General features: G+C 55.9%; 18 protein-coding genes, 1 tRNA gene and 2 pseudogenes. 10 read left to right on the plus strand and 11 right to left on the minus strand.

The annotated features are described in order from the left end of the window. The first annotated feature begins 60 nt into the window (after positions 1–60). Entirely contained in the window at positions 61–1515 is a 1455-nt protein-coding gene (locus tag COO59_RS16225; RefSeq protein WP_103060797.1) for a sulfatase-like hydrolase/transferase, read from the plus strand. A gap of 196 nt (positions 1516–1711) precedes the next feature. Here COO59_RS16225 and COO59_RS16230 read toward each other — a convergent pair whose 3' ends face one another. After that, positions 1712–2002: a putative quinol monooxygenase gene (locus COO59_RS16230; protein ID WP_103060798.1), complete on the minus strand. Its 291-nt coding sequence runs from the start codon at positions 2000–2002 to the stop codon at positions 1712–1714. Positions 2003–2207: 205 nt separating this feature from the next. On the opposite strand from COO59_RS16230, the gene COO59_RS16235 reads away from it, so the two are divergent. The 5 genes from COO59_RS16235 (at position 2208) to COO59_RS16255 (ending at position 8003) form a co-directional block, all read left to right on the plus strand. Further along, positions 2208–2468, plus strand: coding sequence for a hypothetical protein (locus COO59_RS16235; protein ID WP_103060799.1), 261 nt, complete (start codon positions 2208–2210; stop codon positions 2466–2468). Between the two features lie 225 nt (positions 2469–2693). Further along, a complete protein-coding gene (locus COO59_RS16240) occupies positions 2694–3185 on the plus strand; it encodes a (2Fe-2S)-binding protein (protein ID WP_103060800.1) in 492 nt (163 codons plus the stop codon). Continuing rightward, entirely contained in the window at positions 3182–4180 is a 999-nt protein-coding gene (locus COO59_RS16245; RefSeq protein WP_103060801.1) for an FAD binding domain-containing protein, read from the plus strand. The genes COO59_RS16240 and COO59_RS16245 overlap by 4 nt, the downstream gene beginning before the upstream one ends. After that, positions 4177–6480 carry a xanthine dehydrogenase family protein molybdopterin-binding subunit gene (locus COO59_RS16250; protein WP_103060802.1) on the plus strand — a complete coding sequence of 768 codons (2304 nt, stop codon included), beginning with the start codon at positions 4177–4179 and terminating at the stop codon, positions 6478–6480. The genes COO59_RS16245 and COO59_RS16250 overlap by 4 nt, the downstream gene beginning before the upstream one ends. Before the next feature lie 62 nt (positions 6481–6542). Continuing rightward, positions 6543–8003, plus strand: a complete 1461-nt coding sequence (locus tag COO59_RS16255) for an AMP nucleosidase (protein ID WP_103060803.1) — start codon at positions 6543–6545, stop codon at positions 8001–8003. 35 nt (positions 8004–8038) lie between these two features. On the opposite strand, the gene phnH is transcribed toward COO59_RS16255, so the two are convergent. Together phnH and COO59_RS21510 are read right to left on the minus strand one after the other, a co-directional pair. Then, positions 8039–8590 (minus strand): phosphonate C-P lyase system protein PhnH, encoded by a 552-nt coding sequence (phnH, locus tag COO59_RS16260; RefSeq protein WP_103060804.1) that lies wholly within the window; start codon positions 8588–8590, stop codon positions 8039–8041. 29 nt (positions 8591–8619) lie between these two features. Continuing rightward, positions 8620–8748: a hypothetical protein gene (locus COO59_RS21510; RefSeq protein WP_276308277.1), complete on the minus strand. Its 129-nt coding sequence runs from the start codon at positions 8746–8748 to the stop codon at positions 8620–8622. A gap of 279 nt (positions 8749–9027) precedes the next feature. Here COO59_RS21510 and COO59_RS16265 point away from each other — a divergent pair, with 279 nt between their 5' ends. Further along, complete coding sequence (locus COO59_RS16265; protein ID WP_103060843.1) at positions 9028–11214, plus strand: putative bifunctional diguanylate cyclase/phosphodiesterase; 2187 nt, start codon at positions 9028–9030, stop codon at positions 11212–11214. 73 nt (positions 11215–11287) lie between these two features. On the opposite strand, the gene COO59_RS16270 is transcribed toward COO59_RS16265, so the two are convergent. The 4 genes from COO59_RS16270 to nac form a co-directional block, all read right to left on the minus strand. After that, positions 11288–12133 carry an oxidoreductase gene (locus COO59_RS16270; protein WP_103060805.1) on the minus strand — a complete coding sequence of 282 codons (846 nt, stop codon included), beginning with the start codon at positions 12131–12133 and terminating at the stop codon, positions 11288–11290. Between the two features lie 220 nt (positions 12134–12353). Then, a complete protein-coding gene (locus COO59_RS16275; RefSeq protein WP_103060806.1) occupies positions 12354–14150 on the minus strand; it encodes a thiamine pyrophosphate-requiring protein in 1797 nt (598 codons plus the stop codon). A 255-nt stretch (positions 14151–14405) separates the two neighbouring features. Then, the gene (cbl, locus tag COO59_RS16280) at positions 14406–15362 is read right to left on the minus strand and encodes an HTH-type transcriptional regulator Cbl (RefSeq protein ID WP_103060807.1); all 957 of its coding nucleotides are present in this window, start codon (positions 15360–15362) and stop codon (positions 14406–14408) included. 153 nt (positions 15363–15515) lie between these two features. Beyond that, positions 15516–16433 (minus strand): nitrogen assimilation transcriptional regulator NAC, encoded by a 918-nt coding sequence (gene nac / locus COO59_RS16285; RefSeq protein ID WP_103060808.1) that lies wholly within the window; start codon positions 16431–16433, stop codon positions 15516–15518. Between the two features lie 556 nt (positions 16434–16989). Here nac and COO59_RS16290 point away from each other — a divergent pair. Then, complete coding sequence (locus tag COO59_RS16290) at positions 16990–18303, plus strand: CitMHS family transporter (protein WP_103060809.1); 1314 nt, start codon at positions 16990–16992, stop codon at positions 18301–18303. Between the two features lie 148 nt (positions 18304–18451). Here the strand turns inward: COO59_RS16290 and COO59_RS16295 are convergent. From COO59_RS16295 to COO59_RS16310, 4 genes and pseudogenes are all read right to left on the minus strand, one after another. Then, a pseudogene (locus tag COO59_RS16295) lies at positions 18452–19099 on the minus strand (Rpn family recombination-promoting nuclease/putative transposase); the annotation flags it as partial. Between the two features lie 215 nt (positions 19100–19314). After that, complete coding sequence (locus COO59_RS16300) at positions 19315–20334, minus strand: ABC transporter permease (protein ID WP_409371638.1); 1020 nt, start codon at positions 20332–20334, stop codon at positions 19315–19317. Positions 20335–20364: 30 nt separating this feature from the next. Beyond that, entirely contained in the window at positions 20365–21849 is a 1485-nt protein-coding gene (locus tag COO59_RS16305; RefSeq protein WP_103060811.1) for a sugar ABC transporter ATP-binding protein, read from the minus strand. 68 nt (positions 21850–21917) lie between these two features. Further along, the gene (locus COO59_RS16310; protein WP_103060812.1) at positions 21918–22838 is read right to left on the minus strand and encodes a sugar ABC transporter substrate-binding protein; all 921 of its coding nucleotides are present in this window, start codon (positions 22836–22838) and stop codon (positions 21918–21920) included. Positions 22839–23335: 497 nt separating this feature from the next. Between COO59_RS16310 and COO59_RS16320 the strand changes: the two genes are divergently transcribed. Then, positions 23336–23411, plus strand: a tRNA-Asn gene (locus COO59_RS16320). Between the two features lie 160 nt (positions 23412–23571). Beyond that, positions 23572–24827, plus strand: a pseudogene (locus COO59_RS16325) (tyrosine-type recombinase/integrase). Positions 24828–25677: the final 850 nt, after the last annotated feature.

A 25677-nucleotide genomic window follows, 5' to 3' on the forward strand; every position in this document is an offset into this window, starting at 1 on the left:
ATTAGCCGACACAGGGCTAATTTATTTTACGCATTACCGTTACTGTAAAAGGGAGAAAACATGAACGCTAAACTGAGTCTGGCGGCGGTAAGCCTTGCATTAATGGCGGCGCCGGCGCTGGCAAACCCTTCGGCTTTAACTGCCCGTCCCAATATTATTTTACTGTTCGCTGATGATATGGGCTGGGCCGATATTTCCGTTCAGGGCGCAAAAACGCCTACCGCGCATCTTGACCGACTGGCGGCGACCGGCCAGCGCTGGACTAATTTTTATGTTTCCTCACCGGTCTGTTCGCCCAGCCGTGGCGGGCTGATGACCGGACGGCTGGAGACGCGCACCGGGCTGTATGGCACGCAAACGCCGGTACTGTTGGAAAAAGATCCCGACGGCTTTCCCGCCGATGAGCTGACTATCGCCGACTCGCTGCGGCAAAATGGCTATCACACCATCATGTACGGCAAATGGCATCTCGGCAATCATGCGCAGGATTTTCCCACCCGCCACGGCTTTGACGAATGGTTCGGCATTCCCATCAGTAACGACTGTTACAGTACGCAGGTCGATCTGTTTGATGGCCTGACCTCCTCCGATCCGCAGATCTTTAAAAATACCCTTGCCATCGTCGAAAAAAGCAACAGCCAGCCGCGCCAGGCGTACTGGAATGTGCCGCTCTATCACTCTTATCAATATAAAGGCAAGCAGGTCGATTATCTGGTGCCTCAAGGATTTCAACAGTCCAGCTTTACGCAAGTGGTGACGGAGAAAGCGGTAAACTACATCGGCGAACATAAGAACCGCCCTTTCTTTATGTATATGGCTTACCCGCAAACGCATGTGCCGCTGTTTGGCTCGCCAGAGTTTAAAGGCAAGGGTCATAACCGCTACGGCGATATTATGCTGGAGATTGACTGGTCAGTGGGCCAGATTTATCAGGCGCTGGAAAAGAACCACCTGGCGGAAAACACCATCGTCATGTTTACCTCTGATAATGGTCCCTGGTTGATGTATGACAAATATGGCATTTCCGGCTCGGCGCTGCCGTTACGCGACGGAAAAAGCACCGCCTGGGAAGGCGGCCTGCGCGTGCCCTTTATTATTAACTGGCCCGGTAAAATCAAGCCAGCCGTGGTAGAAGATATTGGCAGCACGCTCGATCTACTGCCCACGCTGATGAGGCTCACCGGCAGCACCCATGCACAACAAACGCTGGATGGCTTTGATTTAAGCGCCGCTTTTTTACAGCGTCAGCCCAGCCCGCGCACCTTTATGCCCTACTTCTACAAAGGCGAAATGGAGGCGTGGCGCGAAGGAGATTATAAGCTGGTTTTTACACAGTATGAGGGCGGACAGCCGGTACGGTTAAAACAACCGCTGCTGTTTAACCTGCGTATCGATAGCGGCGAGCAGCATAATGTCGCCGCGCAGGAGCCCGAACGTTATCAGCGCCTGATAACCAGCGCGCAGGATTATCTGCTGTCGCTGGGAGAAAAGCGCGCGCCGCTGTTTGATATTTAACGGCACCGGCCTGCCCCGCAAAACCAGTCTCAGCACAGAGAAGCGCGCTGAAAAGTGACACTAACTGTAACGCAGCCCGACGTTTTCAAAATCGTGTTCACTAATGGATTGCTTCAGCACGCTCTGGCGGCCAGAGTGAAAAAACCGCTCAGGTTTCCCTGGGCGGTTTTTTGCATTTAGCGCCGGGTTTATCACCTCAGGCCAGCACTTTCAGTTTAATCACCTGCAGCTCGGCGCGATCTTTAATGGTTTCCATCAGGCGCAGAAACGGTGCGGCTTCACTGTGCTGCTGCAGATGCGCTGCGGATTCCCAGCGCTCCAGCAGGACAAAGCGCTGCGGATTATCCAGATCCTGATGCAGCTGATACTGCTGGCAACCCGGCTCGCCCTGTACTGCGCGCTCTACGGTACGCAGCGCCTGCTCAACGATTTCCGCCTCGCCTGCTTTCGGGATCACGGTTGCGACAATAGCGATAACTTCACTCATTTTGTTTCTCCTTCGATCGGTTTGATACATAGCGTCAGGTCAGAATAAACGATATTGCGCCGCGATCGCATATCGATTGCAGTCAGAAGGCATGGAGCGCTTAGATTTGGCGTATAACCGCCGATTTTTTATGCTTGAAATTCCTGAATCGGCCAATATATAGCGTTGAGGATTATCTGAAACTTAATTGTCAGGAGCCTGGCGAATGAAACCGTGCGATGAAACCCTCCCTCAACAGCCGCAAAAACTGATGGCGGCGGCTAATCAGGACTCCGTTCAGGAGTTGCTCTCCCTGCTACGGCAGCAAAATTTGCCGCCGGAAACCACGCTGGCAAACCTGGCGGTGGCGATGTCTCAGCTGATGGCGGATACTGGCTGCCACCAGTTTATCCTCAGCAATCCGCTCTCTCAGCTGCTGGTGCTGCTGCAAACCGGCGCGCCCACCCACAGCCATATGACCCACTAAGGCGCGTCTTCTGCAGGCGGCAGCCTGGCCTGCCGCTTCCCCTGTTTTGCCCCGCCGCCTCTCGTCACCGACTCATAGCGTCTACACTTATCCGGTTACCGGATAAAGGGCCGTCATCGCAGCGGCCTGCTCTACACTTTTTGATAAACGCAATGTGGGCAGTGCTGCCAGGCGCTGAAGCGCCACGGCTGCTGCCATCCCCTCATCCTGTTATGGGAGACCGTTATGGCTCAGCAACGAATAATGCGCCTGCGCATCAACGGCAAAGAACACCCTCTGGCGCTTGATGCGCGCGTAACCCTTCTTGATGCCCTGCGCGAATACGCTAACCTGCCGGGCGCTAAAAAAGGCTGCGATCACGGTCAGTGCGGCGCCTGTACCGTGCATATCGACGGCGAACGGGTATTAAGCTGCCTGACGCTGGCCGCGCAGGCGGAAGGACATGAAATCACGACCATCGAAGGGCTGGCTGGACCGGATGAAACGCTGCATGCGGTGCAGGCGGCCTTTTTACGCCACGATGCCTTCCAGTGCGGCTACTGCACGCCGGGCCAGATTATGTCCGCCGTGGCCTGTATTAATGAAGGTCATGCCAACAGCGACGATGAAATCCGCGAATATATGAGCGGCAACATCTGCCGTTGCGGCGCCTATCCCTTTATTGTTGCGGCGGTGCGCGAAGCGGCGCAGCAGCTGCAACAGGAGCAGACGGCATGAGAGAATTTGACTATCTGCGCGCCGAAGAGATCGCCGGCGCGACGGCAGCCACCAGCGTGCCGGGAAGCCGCTTCCTGGCAGGCGGCACCACCTTAATCGACCTGATGAAATGCGACGTCGAACAGCCTGACCGGCTAATCGATATTACCTCTTTAGCCGGGATGTCGGCCATTGAGCTGGACGATGGCGTGATCCGCATCGGCAGCCTGTGCAAAATGAGTCAGGTGGCGCAACACAACGCCTTGCAAAACGTCGCGCCCGCATTGATACAAAGCCTTACCAGCGCCGCCTCCGCCCAGCTTCGCAATATGGCGACCATCGGCGGCAATATTATGCAGCGTACGCGCTGCAGCTATTTTCGCGATCCGCGCGGCTATCAAAACTGCAACAAACGTCATCCCGGCTCCGGCTGCGCCGCCCGCAGCGGCATAAACCGCAATCATGCGGTTCTGGGCAACAGCGAACAGTGCATTGCCGTCTATCCGGGCGATCTGGCGGTGGCGCTGACCGCGTTCGATGCCACGCTGCTGCTGCAGGCGGTGGACGGCAACCAGCGGCGCGTAACAGTCGAAGATTTTTTACTGCTGCCGGGCGATCGTCCCGATCGGGAACAGGACTTACATGCCGGTGAAATAATCACCGCCGTAGAGATACCGCTGACCGCTGCCCTGCAGCGCTCGCATTATCTGAAAGTACGCGATCGCAGTTCGTATGAATTTGCCGCCGCCAGTGCCGCCGTCGGGCTGGAGCTGGAGGAGGATGGCGTTACGCTGCGTGAGGTACGCATTGCGCTGGGCGGCGTCGCGACCAGGCCCTGGCGGCTACGCGCGCTGGAACAGGCGCTGCGTGGCAAGCCGTTTAACGAGCAGCTGCTACGCGATTTGGCGCCGCTGTCCATGCAGGAAGCCAGCGCGCTGGCGCACAACGGTTACAAAATTACGCTGGCGCCACGCGTTATCGTGCGGGCGTTGCTGAACGCGGGAGGCATGGCATGAGCGAGACCATTAAACGACATAACCCCGGCACCGCTGCCGACGCGCTGCAGGGGCTGGGCACCCGCCGCGATCGGGCCGACGGAAAGCTGAAGATTATGGGGCAGGCGCGCTACGCCGTCGATCATCCGGTAGATAACCTGTGTCATGCGGTGGTGGTGCAGTCCTCAGTTGCCGAAGGGGAAATCAGCCATATCGATGCCGAAACCGCGCGCCAGATGCCGGGCGTGCTGGCGGTTTACACCCATGAAAGCGGGCTGACCATTCATCCGCCCGCCACCTTCGCCAACGGCGGCGCGGCGGCGCAATCCTTTGTGCCGCTGCAAAGCCCGCGCGTGCGCTGGAATGGACAGCATGTGGCGCTGGTGGTAGCGGAAACGCTGGAACAGGCGCAGGCCGCAGCGGCCAGCATCCATATTGATTACGTTGCGCAACCGGCGATTATCCATCCGGACGATCCCCTCGCTCAGCCAAAGCCGGTAGCCGATCTGGATGTGGACTGGGGCGACGCCCAACAGGCGCTGCAGCAGGCGAGCGTCTCGATTAGCGGCACCTATACCACGCCGCGCGAATATAACCTGCCGATAGAGCTACACGGCTGCATTGCCGACTGGCGCGACGGCGAGCTGACCTTGTGGGAGCCGAGCCAGTGGGTCGGCGGCGCGCGCAACGTGGTTTCGCAGTGGATGGGTATCGATATTGAGAAGGTGCGGGTTCTTTCGCCGTTTACCGGCGGCGGCTTCGGTTCGAAAGGCGGTATTCAGCCTCATTCAGCGCTGGCCTGCGCGGCCTCGCGCTCGCTGGGCCGCCCGGTCAAACTGGTGCTAACGCGAGGACAAACCTTTACCGGCTTCGGTGGTCGCCCCCGCACCCATCAGCAGCTTACGCTGGCCGCCAACAGCGAGGGCAAACTACAGGCGATCGTCCATGAAAGCTGGAACGAAACCGCCCGTGAGGATACGCATCTTGAACCGTGCAACTCGGTTACCGCGCTGATGTATGCGGTGCCTAATTTTCATTCCCGTCATCGGCTGGTGCCGGTCAACACCGTTAATCCCGGCTGGATGCGCGCGCCGGGCGAAAACCCCAGCAGCTGGGCGCTGGAAGTGGCGATGGACGAGCTGGCGTATGCGCTGAAGCTCGATCCGCTGGAGCTACGCCTGCGCAACTACGCGGAGAAAGATCCGCAGGCCAACCTGCCGTGGAGCTCGCGTCGGCTACGCGAGGCTTATTCCGCCGGCGCACAGGCTTTTGGCTGGGCGCAGCGCCCGCTGGCGCCTGGCACCCTGCGCGAAGGTCGTCAGCGCATCGGCTGGGGTATGGCTTCCGGCAGCTATCCGGTGCGGCGTACGCCGGGCGAAGCGGGGATCAAACTTAGTCAGGACGGCAGGCTGGAGGTGCGCAGCAGCGGTGCGGATATTGGCACCGGCACCTATACCATTCTGGCGCAAACCGCCGCCGACGTGCTGAGCGTGCCGTCAGAGCAGATCGATGTGCTGCTGGGCGATACCGACCTACCGCGTGCGCCGGTGGCCGGCGGCTCGCAGCTAGCGAACCTGCTAACCGCCGCCGTGTATAAAACCGCCCTTAAGCTGCGCGAGGAGCTGATTACGCTGGCGATCGGCAGCGCCGAATCGCCGCTATTCGGGGCCAGACGCGAGGATGTGATACTGGCGGAAGGCCAGCTGCGGCTGTTCAGCCAGCCGGGCAGCAGCCTGAGCTTTACCGATCTGCTGCGCGTCGCCGGACGGGAAACGCTGGAGGTCCAGGCGGATACTTTCCCTTCCAACGCCACGCAGAAAGATCGCGAGGCCGCTGACCGCACCTCGTCAAAAATGATCCCGCCCACCTCCGGCGGTTTTTCGGCGCACAGCTGGAGCGCTATTTTTGTCGAGGTGGCGGTTGATGAGGATTTCGGCACCGTGCGGGTGCGCCGTATCGTTGGCGCTTTCGATAGCGGCCGTCTGTATAACCCGAAGCTGGCGGAAAGCCAGTGGATCGGCGCGATGGTGATGGGGATTGGTCAGGCGCTGATGGAGGAAGGATTGCTCGATGATGATAATGGCCGCGTGCTGAACGCCAGCCTGGCGGACTATCTGGTGGCGGTCAACGCCGACATTCCGCATATGGAAGCGATTAACGTCGGCGAACCGGACTATCAGGCCAGCGCGCTGGGCGGCAAAGCGGTAGGCGAGCTGGGCATCGTCAGCGTGGCGGCCGCCATCAGCAATGCGGTGTTCCACGCAACCGGCAAACGCATCCGCGATCTGCCGATTACGCTGGAGAAAATGTTAGCGGACTAACCCCTCTGGCGGAATGGTTCTAAGCTATAGAGCAACGCAAAGCTGAAAACCGGAGGAGAAAAATGGCTAACGACCATTTCGCTAATGGACTGAATACGGCGCAGGCGCTGGAGCAGCTGGATGCGCTCTATTACCAGGCGGTGAGCGCCCTGCGTGACGCCATTAAAGCCTTTGTCGAGGAAGGCACGCTGCCGGATCCGCAGGCGCGTGCCAATGGGCTGTTCGTCTACCCGGAACTGCGTATCAGCTGGGACGGCGCTTCACCACAAAAAAACCGCAGCCGGGCATGGGGACGATTCAGCCACGCCGGAAGCTATGCCACTACCATTACCCGTCCGGAACTGCTGCGCCATTATCTGCGCGAGCAGCTGGCGGTTATCGAACGTGATTATGACGTCACGATAGCCGTTGGCCCGTCGCGCCAGGAGATTCCTTTTCCTTACGTGATTGACGGCTCCGATATTGGGCTGGACCGCTCAATGAGCAGCGCGCTGGCAAAGCATTTTCCTACTACCGATCTGGCGAATATTGGCGATGAAACGGCAGACGGCATTTTTAACACCTCCAGCATTTTTCCCCTGAGCCATTTTGACGCGCTGCGTACGGATTTTTCTCTGGCGCGTCTGCGACATTACACCGGCACGCCGCCGGAGCATTTCCAACCGTTTGTGCTGTTTACCAACTATACGCGCTACGTTGATGAGTTTGTGCGCTGGGCCTGTGAGCAGATTAACGATGAGAGCAGCCCGTATACCGCGCTCTCCTGCGCTGGCGGCGCGCTGATCGCAAAAGAAACGGAGGATGCCGAAGCCGCGCTCACCAATCTGGCGTGGAAAAAGCATCAAATGCCCGCCTGGCACCTGATTTCGCCGAACCAGCATGGCATTACGCTGGTGAATATTGGCGTCGGGCCGTCGAATGCGAAAACTATCTGCGATCATCTTGCGGTGCTGCGTCCGCACGCCTGGCTGATGATCGGCCACTGCGGCGGCCTGCGGGAAAGCCAGCAGATCGGCGATTATGTATTGGCGCATGCCTACCTGCGTGACGATCACGTGCTGGATGCGGTGCTGCCGCCGGATATTCCAATCCCCAGCATTGCCGAGGTGCAGCGTGCGCTGTATGACGCCACTAAGGAGATCAGCGGGATGCCGGGCGAAGAGGTAAAAATGCGGCTGCGTACCGGTACGGTGGTCACCACCGACGATCGCAACTGGGAGCTGCGCTATTCAGCTTCGGCGCTGCGCTTTAATCTCAGCCGTGCGGTCGCAGTGGATATGGAGAGTGCGACCATCGCCGCACAGGGCTATCGCTTTCGCGTGCCCTACGGCACCCTGCTTTGCGTTTCCGATAAACCGCTGCACGGCGAGATTAAGCTGCCCGGCCAGGCTAACCGCTTTTATGAGGGGGCCATTTCCGAACATCTGCAAATCGGCATTCGGGCGGTGGAGCTGCTGCGCGCCGAGGGCGACAAGCTGCATTCGCGTAAGCTACGCACTTTTAACGAGCCGCCATTCCGTTAAATCTGTACTCAGACGCTCAGCCAGCCCAGCTTAAATCAACAGACAGCCACCTGCGCGGTACGCGGCAGCACCATCAGCATATCGCCGCAGGTCAGCAGCAAATTAATGCCCTGCCCGTTTAGCGGCCATTCACGCAAAAATTCGATGACCTGCGGCGGCAGCTGCGGCGCCACGGCGCGGCGTTCCTGAATGCCCGGACCGCGCAGGCGCAGCGTCAGGCCGCCGTTAAGCGCCGGCACCTCCAGAATCATCGTCCCACCCGCCGCCGCGACGGCGTGCAAATCGGGATTACTGTCGCTGTGCAGCAGCGCCAGAGCCGCAGGCCGTTGATGACTCAGCGGCGCGCTACTGGCCTGATGCAGGCGCTCGCGCAGCGCTGGCGTATCCAGATATTCATCCAGCCACAGCGGGGTATCCGCTTCGTTCAGGGTCGTGAGCAGCGCGGTAGCCGCAGGCGACAGGCCCGCCCACCGCTGAGCGCAGGGCAGCGTGACGACCACGCCCGCTTCGTTCATTGCTTTTAAAATTCGGCGCAGCACGGGCTGCGTCTCTACTACAGGACGGTTCAGGCTCGCCAGTAAGCTCATGTTTTTCTCCGTTATTTATCGTCAGATATTCAGGCGTTAAGTTCGCTGGCGGGATTGCAGTCCTGCTCCAGCGAATTCTGGCTAAAGCGGGTACGGGCATATTGAGGAGAATTAACAGAATGCATCAGCATCAGGGTGCCGATGTCGGCTCGGCGCAACGGTCGCTATTTCCTCGCTCTGCCGCAGCGAATAGGGTACAGCCCGGTGACTACTTTGCCGCAGCTAAATGACAGGCGGGTTACGCGGTGATGGCAGCGGGATGAATTTGCGTTAAGGCCAGCGCTGCGGCCTTAAAAAGTAACAATAATGAATAAAAATAACTCTGCGCACCGTTTTAAATGACAGCCGTAGTTTTACCGCTACGCCAGATGTCAGGGAGCAAAATCTATTTTATCTGTCACAATTAAGTGATACAGAACGGTAAAAAGAGCGGGCAAATGTTTAATAAAGATCAGCTTCCGGAACGTTTTCGACGCGAGTTTATTCGGGAAGTTATTTTTCCTTTAGCGGCAGTATTGCTCATTACCTGGTGCGCGGCCAGCTTCAGCCTGGTGTGGATCTCGCGACACAACAACAGCGAGGCGATCGTACAGCAGGAAAATATTATTAAATCCGCCTTTTCCCAGAGCATGACCGAGCATTTTCGCCAGCTGCACAGCCTGACTAACTGGCCACCTTTAGACCAGCATTTGCAGCAGCCCAACGTCGATCCGCGCTGGCTGGATGATAACGTGGGCCATTGGCTGTATGAGATGTTTGGTCACCAGGATATTTTCATCCTCGATCCAGATGGCCGGATACTGAGCAGCTGGCAGAACGGTCAGCGCATTGATAACCGCCACTGGAGCGCGTTTGAAGAGGCGCTGGCCCCCTGGCTGCTGCGTCAGGATCGTTCGCACGGCGGCCGCGGCATTCAGGGTACGGTTGATTTTGCCCGAATTGACGGGCGCGCGGCGCTGGTGGCCATCAACAATATTAGCAACGAAGAGATTAGCGGCGGCTTCAGGCTGGTTGGCATTAAATATTTCGACGATGCTTTTCTCAACGAGCTGGCCCAGCACAGTCTGATTAATGGTTTGCACTATATCGGCGATCGACCCGCGCCGACGGGTCAGGTACGCTTTCAACTTATCTCGCGTCTTGGCTTATCCGCCGGCTATTTCGCCTGGCGGCCGGAACAGCCGGGTAGCCAAATGATGAAGATGCTGATGCCGCTGTTCGCCGCGGTGCTGCTGGTTACCACGCTGGTTTGTATTATCATGATATATCGCCTTTGGCGGCTGCGTCTGCGGCTGACGCAGTCGATACTGCGGCTGGAAGCCAGCGAAGCACAGGCGCAGCATCTGGCGTTTCATGATGTACTGACCGGACTGCCCAACCGGGCGCTGATCGATGAGCGTTTGACGCAGGCGCTGGCGCGCGCAGCGCGCAGCCGCAGTCAGGCGGCGCTGCTGCTGCTTGATCTCGATCGCTTTAAAAATATCAACGATACCTATGGTCACCACGCCGGCGACGATTTAATTATTGAAGTTTCACACCGACTTTCTACCTTACTGCGCGACGTTGATACCGTTGGACGAATTGGCGGCGATGAGTTCGTTATTGTGCTGGAAGACATTCAGGATCTCAGCGAAGTCGATACGCTGTGTCAGGGAATTATTGATGCGCTGGCGGAGCCTTATATGCTGCTTGGCAGCGAGGTCTGGATCGGCGCCAGTATCGGCATCGCGATCGCGCCGCAGGACGGGCTGGATCGTCAGGATCTGATGCGCAAAGCGGATATTGCGCTGTATGAAGCTAAAAACGAGGGGCGGGCACAGTACCGCCGTTTCGCGCGCGCCATGGACGAATCGGTGCAAACGCGTCAGCAGATTGCCGCCGAACTGCGCCATGCGCTGCAGCAGCAGCAGGGGCTGGAAGTCTGGTATCAGCCGCTGATGGACGTGGCGGGCGAGCAGATTTTAGGTTTTGAAGCGCTGCTGCGCTGGCGACATGCGCAGCGCGGTTTTATCGCGCCGTCGGAATTTATTCCGATTGCCGAGGAAACCGGGTTGATTTTGCAGATCGGTGAATGGGTGCTGCGCGAAGCGTGCCAGGTTTCGCTGCGCTGGCCCACTCTCTCCATCGCTATTAACGTGTCGCCGCTGCAGTTTCGCGCCGCCGGGTTTGTGCAGCGCTTTAAGGATATTGTGCAGATGGAAGGCGCCGATCCGCACAACCTTGAGCTGGAGATTACCGAGGGCGTATTGATTGAAGATGAGCGTGAAGCACGCACCATTATCATCGCCCTGCGTGAGGCAGGCTTTCGTATCGCGCTGGATGATTTTGGCACCGGCTACTCCAGCCTGAACTATTTAAGCAATTTTCCAGTGGATAAAATTAAAATCGATCGCTCGTTTACCCAGTCGCTGGGCGTGGCGGAAAACTCAACGGCGATCGTTGAGTCTGTGGTGCGGCTTGGTCATGCGATGGGCCTGACCGTCACCGCCGAAGGGGTGGAAACGAACGGACAAATGTCGGCGCTGGCCGAGGCGGGCTGCAACCAGCTACAGGGCTATCTGTTTAGCCAGGCGGTGCCGCCTGACCAAATCGCCCCGATGCTGGAAAAGCGCAAGGCGGGATAAAACGCTTCTTTTCTTTAACGGCTGAGAAAGCCAGGGCGCGCTGCGCAGGCACCCTGTCATTTAACCGGGCGTTTTACTGCGGGAAATCGGTGCCGAGCGAGGTCTCTTGCCATGCTTCAATCTGCGCCAGCCGCTCGCGTAGTTTATGGGTGACCGCTTCAAAGCCAAAAGCCCCCATCACCAGATGACGCGGCGGATGCGCATCTTCGGTAACCGCAATCATCGCCGCTGCGGCACGCGCCGGATCGCCTGGCTGTTTGCCGCTGTAGCCAGCGGTATTCTTCATGCGCGCGCCGGCGGTTTCGGCATAATCTTCAATGCGGTTTTCCGTCTGATGCAGCGAGCGTCCAGCCCAGTCGGTACGGAACGGGCCCGGTTCGACGCAGGTGACCTTAATGCCCAGCGGCGCGCCCTCAACGGCCAGCGCATCTGACCAGCCCTCCACCGCATGTTTGCTGGCGGCATAATAGCCGGAACCAGGGAAACCAATCAGCCCCGCTACCGAGGTGATATTAATAATGTGTCCACGCCGCGCCTTGCGCATTGCCGGAAGCACCGCGCGCGTCATGGCGAACAGGCCAAAAACGTTAGCATCAAACTGCGCGCGGATCTCCGCTTCGACGCCCTCTTCGACCGACGACTGATAGCCATAGCCCGCGTTATTAACCAGCACGTCGATAGTGCCGAACTTCGCCAGCGTTGCCTTGACCGCGCTATCAATATTGGCGCTGTCGGTGACATCAAGCGCCAGCGCCAACGTCTGTTGCTCTTTCCCTGCCACCAGATCCGCTACTTTTTGCACATCGCGGGCGGTCACCACTACGTTAAAACCACGTTCAATGGCCTGTTCAGCCAGCTCACGGCCAAAGCCGGTAGAGCAGCCGGTAATAAACCATACCGGGCGCGTTACTGTTGTCATACTGTTTTCCTTATTTGCGTTCGGGCGATGCAGAACACCACCTTTAACTTTTTGTACTTAAAGGATGAGTATCAGCAAGCCTTCGCCTGTTTTAAATAGGTTAATGCCTTCAGGTTTATTCAAATATTTGCCGAATCGGCCGGTCGCAGGTTGTATCCCTTAACCTGGGGTTCTGGTTGCCAGCCGTCAGCACCCAGAACCGGTTTCTGCACCCCTCAGGTTATTTCTTTTTTGTCGGTAATACTTCATTCAGCAGCTGGCTGGCGGTATCACCAATCACCTGCGCGGCCCCGCGATCGCCCTTCAGCATGGAGCTCATAAAAGCTTTCGCCTGTTTTAAGTTTATATGCGGCGGCAGCGGCGCCACTTCCGGATCGGTCTTCACTTCCAGCACCACCGGTCGATCGCTGCTCAGCGCTTCCTGCCAGGCTGCGCTGAGTTTTTCCGGATCGTCGACAAAAATGCCCTTCAGGCCGAGCATCTCCGCAAAGGCAGCGTAGTGTACGTTGGGGATACTCTGGCTGGCCTCAAAGCGCGGATTGCCCTCCATCACGCGCTGCTCCCAGGTGACCTGGTTAAGATCCTGGTTATTAAACACGCAGACAATCAGCCGACCATCGCCCCAGCCCTGCCAGTATTTCTGAATGGTGATCAGCTCCGCCAGATTATTCATCTGCATCGCGCCATCACCCACCAGCGCCACCACCGGCTTATGCGGGAAAGCGAACTTGGCGGCAATCGCGTACGGGACCGCCGCGCCCATACAGGCCAGGCCGCCGGAGAGCGTGGCGCGCTGTCCCTGCTTCACCCGATAATCACGGGCGAACCAGTTGGCGCAGGAGCCGGAATCAGAGGTAACAATAGCGTCTTCCGGCAGCAGGGGCGACATCTCCCATACCACGCGCTGCGGGTTAACCGGATTGGCAGGCGCCATCGCCCTCTCTTCCATTACCTGCCACCACTCTTGTACCTGGCGCGCAATATTCTCTTGCCAGCTGCGATCTTCTTTATGTGTCAACAGCGGCAGCAGCGCACGCAGCGTTTCCGCCGCGTCGCCATGCAGATTAACCTCACAGGGATAGCGCAGGCCAAGCATCGCCGGATCAATATCGATCTGCACCGCTCGCGCCTGGCCTTCTTCCGGCAGAAATTCCGTCCACGGGAAGCCGCTGCCGATCATCAACAGCGTGTCGCAGTTTTTCATCATTTCTGAAGAGGGTTTGGTGCCCAGCAGGCCGATAGAACCGGTCACAAAAGGCGCATCGTCCGGCAGGACATCTTTGCCCAGCAGCGCTTTCGCCACGCCCGCGCCCAGCAGACTGGCCGCCTGCACGACCTCAACGGCCGCGCCGCGCGCGCCGGAACCAATCAGGATCGCTACTTTTTTACCGGCGTTAAGGATCTCTGCGGCACGCTGCAAATCCTCATCGTAAGGCACCACTTTTGGCCGCTGATAGCCAGGGCCGGAATGGGTAAAACCGTGAATATGCTGCGGCGCCTGCCACGGCTCATCCTGCAAATCTTTCGGCAGGATCAGCACCGCCACGCCGTTTTGCGCTTTGGCGATGCGCACGCCACGATCGACCAGATGGCGCACCTGCGCCGGAGCCGCCGCTTCCTGTACAAAATTAGCCACGTCAGAAAAGACGCGATCGAGATTCAGTTCCTGCTGATAGTTAGAGGCGCGGGAGGTGGTTTCGGCCTGGCCTGAAATGGCCAGCACCGGCGCGTGATCCAGTTTGGCATCATACAGACCGGTCAGCAGATGCGTGGCGCCAGGGCCGCCGGTAGAGAGGCAAACGCCCAGCTCGCCGGTAAATTTGGCATGGCCTGAGGCCATAAATGCCGCCATCTCTTCATGGCGCACCTGAATAAACTCAATGCCGGCGCCCGCTTTATTCGCCCGCTGAATCGCGCCCAGCACCCCGTTGATGCCGTCGCCGGGATAACCGTAAATCCGCGTGACGCCCCACGCCTTCAGGCGCTCCACAAAAAAATCGCTGGTTTTCATTGCCATCGTCTGTTTTTCCCTCTCAGATTACACAGACTTTAAGCATAGCTGACCTGCTCAGAATACGACCGTCACGATTAGCCCATCGCCTGGCTTATCAGGCTCCGGGCGGTCATGCCCTGCGGCTGCATCGGCTGGCGCAGCAGCGTGATTCTGGCTCCGCTTGCAACCTCATTATCCGATTAACCATGATCGTCCCCTGGCGGAAAATAGCGACATTCGCCGCAGCGCTAATGAACTGCAAGGCGCGGGAGAGGCAAATTAAATCTGAAAGTCAATGACCGGCTCCTCTGCCTGCACGCTGAGCGCCTGGCGTTTGATCTCTTCCAGCGACAGGTTGGCGTTGCATAATTCAAGGAACTGCCAGACGTAGTTACGCTGTAGCTGCCCGCGCTTCAGCGCCAGCCAGACGGTGCTGGCTTCAAACAGATGGTGCGCATCAAGCCGCGTCAGTGACGACTGCGCATCCAGCTGACACGCCTGATCGGCAAGAATGCCCACGCCCAGCCCCAGCTCTACATAGGTTTTCACAACGTCAGAGTCCTGCGCGCTGAGGATAATATCCGGCTTCAGCCCGGCAGCCTGAAAGGCGCGATCGACACGCGAGCGCCCGGTAATGCCCTGGCGGTAGGTAATCAGCGGATAGCGGCTAAGCGCCGTCAGCGAGAGCTGCGGTTCCTGCTCCAGCGCGTGCCCTTTCGGCACCAGCAGGGCATGATGCCAGCTAAACCACGGAAAGGCCGCCAGCGCAGGTTGATTAACCAGCTGCTCGCTGGCAATACCAATATCCGCCTCACCGGCAGAGACCATCGCCACAATTTCCTGCGGCGATCCCTGATTCAGCTCCAGGCGCACCTGCGGCCAGAGGGCACGAAAGGCTTTGATGACTTTTGGCAGGCTGTAGCGCGCCTGAGTATGGGTGGTGGCAATGGTTAGCACGCCGCTGGTTTCGTTGGTAAAAACATCCGCCAGCCGACGCACCCGGCTTGCCTCATCAAGAATGCGCTCGGCGATGGTCAGCAGCGCTTTACCCGGCTCGGTCATTCCCAGCAGCCGTTTGCCCCGACGGATAAAAATATCCACGCCCAGTTCATCTTCCAGATCGCGTATATGACGGCTGACGCCAGACTGCGAGGTGAAAAGCGTGTTGGCGACTTCCGTCAGGTTAAACTCACAGCGTGCGGCTTCACGGATAATTTTAAGCTGTTGAAAGTTCACACCGTTTCTCCTTATCTGGCGGTCAATATTGCCTTTATGTTAAGCAGGCTTATTGATAGCTACAAATAATAAAAAACAGTTTGTTATGCCATTATGAGATAAGTCGGCGGACGGTTAGCCACGATTAGCCAGCCCGTCCGTAGTAAAAGGCGTTTAACCCACCAGCATCAGCTCCTGCTCTTCCAGCGCGGGCTTATTCAGCAACGTCAGCAGAATATTTTTCACCGCCTGGGCGGAAGGCGACAGCGGCAAACACGTAGAGATATTCAGCGACAGCGGTAAATTAAGCGAAGGTGAATTGATGCGCGCCATCCAGCCGCTGGTTGCGCTAACCAGCGCCCGCGCCGCCGACTCCGGCAGCACCGTTGCGCCCATACCGCTGGAGACGGCGGCGGTCAACGTCGCAAGCGATTCGATTTCGCCGATAATGCGCGCGCTCAGGCGACGCAATGAAAAAGCTTCATCCACCCGCTTACGCACCGCACTGTAATCACGCGGTAAAAAGAGGTTCATCTGCGCCACCTCGGCTAAATCAACCGTTGCGCCGGGCGCATCGCTGGCACCGACCAGATAAAGATCCTCTTTCATCAACGGCGTACTGGTAATGCCCGCCAGCGGCGTACGGTCATACAGCACCGCCATATCGAGCTGTCCGTTCATAACCTTGTCATTCAGCGAGGAGCCGCTGTTCTCATGCAGATAAACCAGAATTTCCGGGTACTCTTCACGCACCGTTTGCAACAGCGGCATGGTCAGCGATGAAGCGGCGGTACCCGGCGCGAGGCCGATAGAAACCTGACCGTTCAGCGTCTGTCCGGCATTGATCACCGCCATTTGCGCCTGTTCACACTGACGCAAAATGGTACGCGCGTGCGCATAAAGAATTTTCCCCGCCCCGGTCGGCGTTACGCCGCGTTTGGTACGGATCAGCAGCTGTTGGTCCAGCTCGCTTTCCAGTGTGGCAACCTGCTGACTCAGCGCAGGCTGCGCGATGTGCAGCACTTCCGCCGCCTGGGTCAGGCTGCCAATATCGACGATTTTTACGAAATATTTGAGTCGTCTTAAGTTCATGTTGCCTCCGTCGGGGTTCCCGAATGTTATCACCAGCTCAGGCGCGCATCGCGGCTGTAAGCTAAGGGTTGCAATATGCAGGCCAGCTTTTGACACAATCAAAATGGAGCGCGGCTAACTCACGATAAAATAAGTGAATCTGATTACCCCGGAAGAGTTAATAAGCCGGATTAACAGCGGCGGCCCGGCAGACTTGCACTATCAGCGTGCAAATGCTGCGTTGGCGCTGTGCGGCGATCGGCGACGCTTTTCCTGCCATCTCGCACCCTGTTTCTTCCGATCGTGGTCACAAAAACTTACATCCGTACCGATTGAAATATGAACCGCGTCACTGTTCATCCTTTCATCTATAGCAAATGTAAAATTTATGTTATTTCCTTAATTGACAAAATAGCTACAAAAACAGCGGGTTATTCCAAACGTAACTATCACTTAGCTAACTTTTATGCACGCTACATAAAAGATAAATAACGTGACGTTATACCCGTTGTGCCTCATCACCAGAGATAAGCGGTAGTACGCCTGCTGTCTCCCTAACCTTTAGAAGGAAAGAATTTTGCTGACTGTGCTGGGTTTTTCGATGGTGATCTGCTTTATGTATCTGATCATGACCAAGCGGATGTCGGCGCTGATTGCGCTGATTATTGTTCCTACGTTATTTGCGCTGGCGGGCGGTTACTGGCACGGATTGGGCGAGATGATGCTCAACGGCGTTAAGACGCTGGCTCCTACCGGCGTAATGCTGACTTTTTCTATTCTCTATTTTGGCATGATGATTGACGCCGGGCTGTTCGATCCGCTGGTGCGGCTGATTTTAAAAATCGTGCGCGGCGATCCGTTAAAAGTGCTGGTCGGTACCGCCGTGCTGACGCTGCTGGTTTCGCTGGACGGCGACAGTTCCACAACCTATATGATCGCCGTCGCGGCATTTCTGCCGCTGTATCACCGGCTGGGGATGAGTGTGCTGCCAATGCTCTGTTTGATTAATCTCGCCAGCGGCATTATGAACCTGTCGCCGTGGGGCGGCCCAACCGCACGCGCGGCGGCGGCGCTGCGTATCGATGCGCTGGATATTTTTATTCCGATGATCCCGGCGATGCTCCTGGGCGGTTTAACCCTGGTGGGAATGGCGGTGCTGTTTGGCCTGCGCGAGCGTCGGCGGCTGGGCATTATGACGATGGAGAATCATCATCTGGATAATATCAGCCTGGGACTGGGCGACGCGGATGATTGCGAAGCTAACCGTCGCCCTAAAATGTTCTGGCCCAACTTTATTCTTACCACCACGCTGCTGGTGCTGCTGGTGGTGGGGCTGATGCCGATTCATATTCTGTTTATGCTGGCGTTCGCCATCGGGGTGATGCTTAACTATCCCTCGCTGGAGCAGCAAAAAGCGCGTATCGGCGCGCATGCCGCTAACGTGCTGGCGGTTACCGCGCTGATTTTCGCCGCCGGGGTGTTTACCGGGATTTTGTCCGGCACCGGTATGGTGGATGCGATGGCTAAGAGCCTGCTGGCGGTGATCCCTCACAGTTTTGGCCCTTATCTGGCAGTGTTTACCGCGGTAGTCAGCCTGCCGTTTACTTTCTTTATGTCTAACGACGCGTTCTATTTCGGCATCCTGCCGGTGATTGCCCAGACCGCCGCAGGCTACGGTATCAGCGCCGAAGAGATCGCCCGCGCCTCAATTATCGGCCAGCCTTTCCATCTGCTCAGCCCGCTGGTGCCGTCGGTTTATCTGCTGGTCGGGCTGGCGAAGGTGGACATTGGCGACCACCAGCGCTTTTCGATTAAATGGGGGATCCTGGTAAGTATGGCGCTGATGGCAGGTGGCATTGTGTTTGGCGCGTTTCCGCTCTGGCACCGCTAAGTTTAGCGCGGGAACCTGCTCGCCAGAGATGTGGCAGCCGTTAAAGTGTGAGTTGATCGCTGTGACCAGGTGAGCCTGAACGGAAGGTTGTACGGCCGGAGCATCCCTGAATAAAGGCCGGCCGGGCAATAAAACGGTAAGCTGACGATCAGTGGCGAAGTTGAGCCAGATCGTCTTCGGTCAGGCCGGTCGCTTCCAACACGGACTCGTGGGACATCCCCATTTTTAGCAGGCTGCGGGCTACTTCGAGTTTACCTTCATTCCTGCCTTCCTGTCGGCCAAGCTGAATGCCCTTCTCAATGCCCTTCTGCTCAAGCTGTTGTGCGATGGTCATAAGTGCGTCTCCGTGTTGCGGCACACGCTGTGCCAGTTCGCGAACAAAAGCTTCGGAGTCTGCAGACTCGCCTGCCTGTATTAAATATTGTATCAACGCCATCACCTGCGGTGAAGAAAGATAATCACCCAGCAGTAGCGTGGCCAGGCGATCCTTCAGGGTGGCGAGGTCGCGCTGGCGGATATGCTTTTGCAGTAACGTCAATGCCGCCATGCTGCGATGGTTCATTATTTCATCGTCAGGAATAACGGTGACATCAACCAGCGGAAAAGCACCGCTATAAAGTTCGCCAGCCAGCTCAGGGTTATCAAATTGATTTAGCCACCGTGTAGAGTATGGATATGGGCTACGTTTACCGACATAAAAAAGCACCGGTATCACCAGCGGCAACTTTTTATGACCCGCTTCGATATGGCGCTGCATCGCGGCCACGGCGTAGCGTAACAGACGAAACGCCATATAAAACAGAAATCAACTGATTTATAAGGGCTGACATCGAACATCATAATAAAAAGCCACCGGAGGCATGCGGCCTGACCAGAATCAAGCAGCCTCAGGGATTTAACTCCCTGAAGCGAATAGACAACAATAGTTATTTTTGCGTAGGTCACGAGGAATTTAACCGGCCCGAATATCAGCGCCTGGCAATAAGCTATCTAAAACCTCAGAACAACGCCTTAGCGTTTTTTACGGTTACGGTGCATATCAATGGAGACCGCCGCAACGATAATGATGCCTTTAATAATATCCTGCACATAGGCATCCACGCCCACAAAGGTAAATCCGCTTTTAATCAGCCCGAGGATCACCGCGCCGATCAGCGTGCCGGTAATGCGTCCGACGCCGCCCATCAGACTGCTGCCGCCAATGACCGCCGCCGCGATAGCATCCAGCTCATAGGACATGCCCATGCTCGACTGTCCGGTACTGACGCGCGCCGCCAGCACTACGCCCGCCAGCCCAGCCAGCCCTCCGGCAATGGTATAAACGATCACCAGATACTTATTGACGTTAATCCCGGAAACGCGCGCCGAAATCATATTGCCGCCGATGGCGTAAACATATTTGCCGTAGCGCGTGTGCTTCAGCGCAATATGGAAAATCGCCGCCACCACCAGAAAGATCACCACCGGCATTGCGCCCTGACCAATGGCGGTAAAACCGTCTGACAGGAAGCTGATGGGATTACCCTGCGTGTAATACTGCGCCAGCCCACGCGCGGACACCATCATGCCCAGCGTGGCGATAAAAGGCGGGATGCCGGTTCGGGTAATCAGCACGCCGTTAATCAAACCGCACAGGGTGCCTACGCCGATCCCGGCAATAATTGGCACGACGGCGGGCAGGTCGATCAGCGAAGGGAACATGGGTGACAGGCTGTCAGACGTTTGCGCCAGGCTGGCCGCCACGACCGCCGTTAGCGCAATCAGCGAGCCGGAAGAGAGATCGATGCCGGTAGTAATGATCACCTGCGTCACGCCGACGGCGATAATGCCGATAATCGCTACCTGCAGCACGATCAGCACCAGACGATTGGTGTTCAGCAGAAAAGATTGATCGCGCACGTACCAGCCGGCCACTTCAAAAATCAGCGCGATGCCGAGCATCACAATAAAAATGCCGGTATCTTTCGGCAACTTGCCCTGCAACTGACTGAACAGCGGCGGACGCGATGCGCGCGGTTGCTGAGTACTCATTTTTACGTTGCTCATGTTTTTCCTCTCGCCTCACTCAGATGCCAGCGACATAATGGTTTCCTGATCGGCCTCTTCTTTATCGAGGATGCCGGTTATCTGCCCTTCGTGCATCACCATCACCCGGTCGCTCATGCCAAGGATCTCCGGCAGCTCTGACGACACCATAATCACCGCCACGCCACGGTTGGCCAGCTCGCTGATCAGCCGATAAATCTCCGCTTTCGCGCCGACATCAATGCCGCGTGTCGGCTCATCCAGAATCAGGATTTTTGGCTGCGCCAGCAGCCAGCGTGCAATCAACACCTTCTGCTGATTGCCGCCGCTGAGGTTATTGATGATCTGATCCATGGTGGGCGTTTTAATGTTGAGCCGCCTGATCTGCTCCATGCAGTCCTGCGCCATCTGCACGTGGCTGACGAAGCCGCCTTTGCTGCTGTACTCCGGCATATTGACAATGCTCATATTTTCCAGCACCGACAACACCAGGAACAGGCCGGACTTTTTACGATCCTCCGTCAGAAACGCCATGCCTTTCTCGATTGCCGTTGAGGGCGAGTCGATGGTGATCGGCACGCCATCAATCAGCACTTCGCCGCTGTCGGCATGCGCCATGCCAAACAGGGTTTCCATTACTTCGCTGCGCCCGGCGCCCACCAGCCCGGCAACGCCAAGGATTTCACCACGGCGCACGCTAAAGCTGACATTCTCAAACGCACCCTGCCGCGACAGATGGCGCACCGTTAGCACCTCTTCGCCGATGGCGTTGTTGAACTTAGGGAACAGCTGCGTCAGCTCACGGCCCACCATTTGGGTAATCAACGACTGGCGGCTATAGCTGTCGGTCTGGCCGCTGCCCACCCAGCTGCCGTCGCGAAACACGCTGACCTCATCGGTGATGGCGAAGATTTCATCCATTTTATGGCTGATATAAACGATCGCTTTTCCCTGCGCACGCAGATCGCGAATGATAGTAAACAGATGCTTCACCTCGCCTTCGGTCAGCGCAGAGGTGGGCTCATCCATAATCACAATATCGGCGTTCCACGAGACCGCCCTGGCGATTTCCACCATTTGCTGACTGGCAATGCTCAGTTCTCCCACCATGCGCTCCGCCGGTAGACGAATATTAAGTTTGCTCAGCAGTTCCTGGGTTTGCTGATTCAGTCGACGGTGATCGACCAAACCAAATTTTACCGGCTCGCGTCCCAGCCAGATGTTTTCCGCCACCGTCATCCACGGCACCAGGTTAAGCTCCTGATGAATCATTGAGATGCCGGAGCGCAGCGCATCCAGCGTGTCCTGAAACTGCACCGGCTCGCCTTTGATACGGATAATGCCGTGATCGGGACGGTAAATCCCAATCAGGCACTTCATCAGGGTGGATTTTCCCGCGCCGTTTTCCCCCATCAGCGCATGTACCGTGCCAGGCCTAACGCGCAGCGATACGTTATTCAGCGCTTTCACGCCCGGAAAAAATTTACTGATGCCTTCAGCTTCCAACGCATAAGCCGTCATGCTTTACCTCCGTACGGCAGGTCGCCTGCAGGCAGCCCGCGTAACGGGCGCCAGGCGAACGGAAAGGATTATTTTTGGTTACGGCTGACGAACTGCTGATAGTTCTCTTTGGTAATCAGCTGATAAGGGATCATCATGTTTTTCTGGACTTTCTCGCCTTTCACCAGGCTGATGGCCGTCTGTACCGCGCCTTCGCCCTGCCCTTTGGCATCCTGAAAGACGGTGGCGATCATTCTGCCGTTTTTGATCTGCTGCAGCGCATCAGGCGTGCCGTCCACTCCGGTAATCAGCACCTTGTTATCTTTGCCCAGCGCCATCAGCGCACCGATGGCCATTTCGTCATTATTGGAAGCGATGGCGTCAATTTGATCGCCGGCAGTCATCCAGTTGCTGACCACATCTACCGCTTCGTTACGCATAAATTTGGCGGTCTGCTTCTGAACGATTTTGATTTGCGGATATTTAGCCACTACCGCCTCAACGCCTTTGGTACGGTCGCGGGTTGCCTCGCTCGCCAGATCGCCCATCAAAATGGCGACGTTGCCTTTTTGATGCATCGCTTTCGCCAGCGCTTCCATCTGCAGACGGCCCGCCAGCTCAGAATCCGATCCGACATAGGCCATTTTGTCAGTCAGCTCCGCCTGTGGGCGGCGGTTAACAAAGATCAACGGAATGCCCGCTTTACTGGCCTGATCCATAATCGGTTTTACGGCGTTAGTATCGACCGGATTGACGATAATGGCGTCGACGCCTTGTCCGATAAAGTTCTGTACCTGCTGAAGCTGCTGCGCCACGTCGCCTTTGGCATCTTCCATCTGGCCTTTCACCTGGTCTTTATCCATCTCTTTTTGCATTGCGGTACGCAAGATGGTGAGGAAGTTGTCATCAAACAGCGCCATTGATACGCCCAGCTGAATATCTTTCGCCAGCACTGCGGCGGGCAGCAGACAGGCAATGACAGAGGCAACAATCGCTTTTTTCATCTTCATAGTTCACCCTTTGAATTGTTAAGTTGCGCTGGCGGGCCGTTACCTCGAATGAAAAATATAATTTACATTCACACAACATCACCAGGGTTATCAGCTACGGGAAGAGATAAAACCTTACATCGTTCGCGCTTTTTCCGTTTACACTTTCCTTTTTTCAACCGACTGATTTTTAATATTTTTTATATGGAACTGCATATTATTAAGTTCTTACAGACGCAGTCACACGCCGAAACAGTTTTTTTATTTCATAATAAGCACAATTGAAATTTTCATAATAAAAGCATCGAAACGCGCGTTTTAAAATTGCCAAATAACAAAAATTTGACATACCTCTAACATCAGCCGGGAAAAGCGTTTAAATTGAGATCCACACGGCAGATTAGAAAAGCAGCAAACGGCGAGGGATTGTTGATTTTGCCAGCAAACGCACCGGGAAAAGCGGTACAGGCTTTGACATTCAGACAGGCGCCAGGTAATATTCGCCTCGTTCACACGATTCCTCTGTAGTTCAGTCGGTAGAACGGCGGACTGTTAATCCGTATGTCACTGGTTCGAGTCCAGTCAGAGGAGCCAAATTCTTGTTTTCATGCCTTCCGACTAATCCCTGTCTGCTTTCGATTCAACAACCTGGCGTGAAAATCTTTCCCGATGCATATCTGGTTTTCCCATTGTATCCGGCGAAGTTGATGGTCAGATTTGGAGTCATTTCAGTCCGATAATGAAGTGGCCACACCTGTCTCTTTCCGACGCGAAAATCCGCAGTATTAAGCCTTCATCCTTTAAGCTGACCATTCACAGGGTCTGTATTTACTTGTCAATCCGCGCGGCTCACGCCTCTGGTATCTCAAATATCGCTTCAACCGAAAAGAATCCCGCATTGCGTTAGGTGCCTATCCGCAGGTTTCGCTATCCGACGCCCGCCAGCAGCACGACGGTATTCGTAAACTTCTGGCGCAGAATATTAATCCAGTACAACAACGTGTTGCCGAAAAAGTCGCCGCTTCGCCGGAAAAATGCTTTGAAGCCGTAGCGCGAGGCTGGCACAAAACCAACAAAAAGTGGTCGGCTGACTATGCAGATCGCATCCTCGCCAGTATGAAAAATCATATTTTTCCGGCGATTGGTCATCAGCCCGTTACGATGTTGAAAACGCAGCATTTCACTGCGTTGCTGAGAGTTATCGAGGACAAAAGCTTTCTGGAAGTTGCGTCCCGTACCCGGCAGCAACTTTGCAACATCATGCGCTACGCCGTTCAGCAGGGACTGACCGAAAACAATCCGGCGCTGCATCTGGAAAGCGTCATTGCCCCTCCGGTTAAAAATCACTATCCCGCCCTGCCGCTGGAGCAGTTGCCCGAGCTGCTGGAGCGTATTGGTGTCTATCAACAGGGGCGGCAACTGACAAGGCTGGCGGTGACGCTAACCCTGCATCTGTTTATCCGTTCCAGTGAACAGCGCTTTGCCCGCTGGAACGAGATAGATTTCAGACACAAAGTCTGGATCATCCCCGCCACTCGCGAGGCGATCGACAACGTTCGATATTCAGGTCGTGGAGCAAAAATGCGCACCCCGCATATTGTGCCGCTTTCTCATCAGGCTATCGCCATTCTGAAGCAGATAAAGGAGATCTCCGGCCATCTGGATTTGGTGTTCCCCGGCGACCATAACCCGTATAAGCCGATGAGTGAAAACACTGTCAACCGGGCGCTGCGCCTGATGGGTTATTGCACCAAAACCGACGTCTGCGGGCATGGCTTTCGGGCAATGGCCTGTAGCGCCCTGGTGGAATCTGAACTCTGGTCTAAGGATGCTGTAGAGTGGCAGATGAGTCATCAGGAACGCAACAGCGTGCGGGCGGCTTACATCCACCGCGCTGAGCACCCCGACGCCCGCAAGGCCATGATGCAGTGGTGGTCGGATTATCTGGATACGAGCCGGGAAGGTTATGTTGCGTCCTATATTTATGCCCGACAGCACCGGGCGGCCTGAATCAGCAGAAAGATAATTTGTTGGTAATAAATATCCTCCGGCATAGCCGGAGGTGCTTCAGACGCAGCTCTGCCTGCATTCGCTGAGCCTCCGGGATCATATATCGGGTTCGGGCTCACGGACGGCATTCGATTTAAAAACGTAACCATTTGAAAACTAGAGCTAATTTTTATCCATCATCTGAATAACACACCCATTTTTCGAAATAAATCAACTCATAACACACAATCAAACTAACAATATGACAGGTCAATATTTTCCAAATCAGTCTTAGCCAGACAGCCAAATATGGCGTTAACATCTAGTACCAAGCCAATCTTTGTAAGAGGCCACGACTATTTAAAAAACAGCGACCCCTCTTCAAATCCCATATATCTAGCTGTAAGAAGATTTCAACTCAAAGTGAGAATGAATGTTTTACAGATCTGCTTTGTCAGCTTTCTGCCTAACTGCCGAAGCCGATTTTATAAGCGGTGTAAAAATACATGCTTTCTCGACATATCTCAGCACGAGTTTATCTTCCCCGCGAGCAGAGAATTTGAGCGGTGGTTGTGCATACCGGCGACCTCTCATATGAACCTTGCTTCCCCTTCCATGGTTGGGTTAACTATTATTTTCTATATTTTGCACCATATTAACAGCAGATTTTTGGCATCACCAAACACAGGATACCCCCCAGTTCAAAGGTCTGTTTAACGTGCTGAAGTTTCCCGCGAACGGTGTAGTTCTGAACCAAATGACAGGTCTTCTATCTTATTAGAATAACCGGTAATAAAATTAGAAGAGGAATAGAATGATTGTTGATTCAATTCGATTTTTATAAAAAAGTTACGAGATATGCCCTTAACGT

Origin of the sequence: Mixta theicola (assembly GCF_002895925.1) — a bacterium.
Classification (GTDB): Bacteria; Pseudomonadota; Gammaproteobacteria; order Enterobacterales; family Enterobacteriaceae; genus Mixta; species Mixta theicola.

Coding starts and splice junctions, on each gene's coding strand:
- COO59_RS16270 (WP_103060805.1), bottom strand. CDS start 12,133: ATGACAACAGTAACGCGCCCGGTATGGTTTATTACCGGCTGCTCTACC.
- COO59_RS16225 (WP_103060797.1), top strand. CDS start 61: ATGAACGCTAAACTGAGTCTGGCGGCGGTAAGCCTTGCATTAATGGCG.
- COO59_RS16305 (WP_103060811.1), bottom strand. CDS start 21,849: ATGACGGCTTATGCGTTGGAAGCTGAAGGCATCAGTAAATTTTTTCCG.
- COO59_RS16310 (WP_103060812.1), bottom strand. CDS start 22,838: ATGAAGATGAAAAAAGCGATTGTTGCCTCTGTCATTGCCTGTCTGCTG.
- COO59_RS16240 (WP_103060800.1), top strand. CDS start 2,694: ATGGCTCAGCAACGAATAATGCGCCTGCGCATCAACGGCAAAGAACAC.
- nac (WP_103060808.1), bottom strand. CDS start 16,433: ATGAACTTAAGACGACTCAAATATTTCGTAAAAATCGTCGATATTGGC.
- COO59_RS16275 (WP_103060806.1), bottom strand. CDS start 14,150: ATGGCAATGAAAACCAGCGATTTTTTTGTGGAGCGCCTGAAGGCGTGG.
- COO59_RS16245 (WP_103060801.1), top strand. CDS start 3,182: ATGAGAGAATTTGACTATCTGCGCGCCGAAGAGATCGCCGGCGCGACG.
- COO59_RS16230 (WP_103060798.1), bottom strand. CDS start 2,002: ATGAGTGAAGTTATCGCTATTGTCGCAACCGTGATCCCGAAAGCAGGC.
- COO59_RS16255 (WP_103060803.1), top strand. CDS start 6,543: ATGGCTAACGACCATTTCGCTAATGGACTGAATACGGCGCAGGCGCTG.
- phnH (WP_103060804.1), bottom strand. CDS start 8,590: ATGAGCTTACTGGCGAGCCTGAACCGTCCTGTAGTAGAGACGCAGCCC.
- COO59_RS16300 (WP_409371638.1), bottom strand. CDS start 20,334: ATGAGTACTCAGCAACCGCGCGCATCGCGTCCGCCGCTGTTCAGTCAG.
- COO59_RS16250 (WP_103060802.1), top strand. CDS start 4,177: ATGAGCGAGACCATTAAACGACATAACCCCGGCACCGCTGCCGACGCG.
- COO59_RS16265 (WP_103060843.1), top strand. CDS start 9,028: ATGTTTAATAAAGATCAGCTTCCGGAACGTTTTCGACGCGAGTTTATT.
- COO59_RS16235 (WP_103060799.1), top strand. CDS start 2,208: ATGAAACCGTGCGATGAAACCCTCCCTCAACAGCCGCAAAAACTGATG.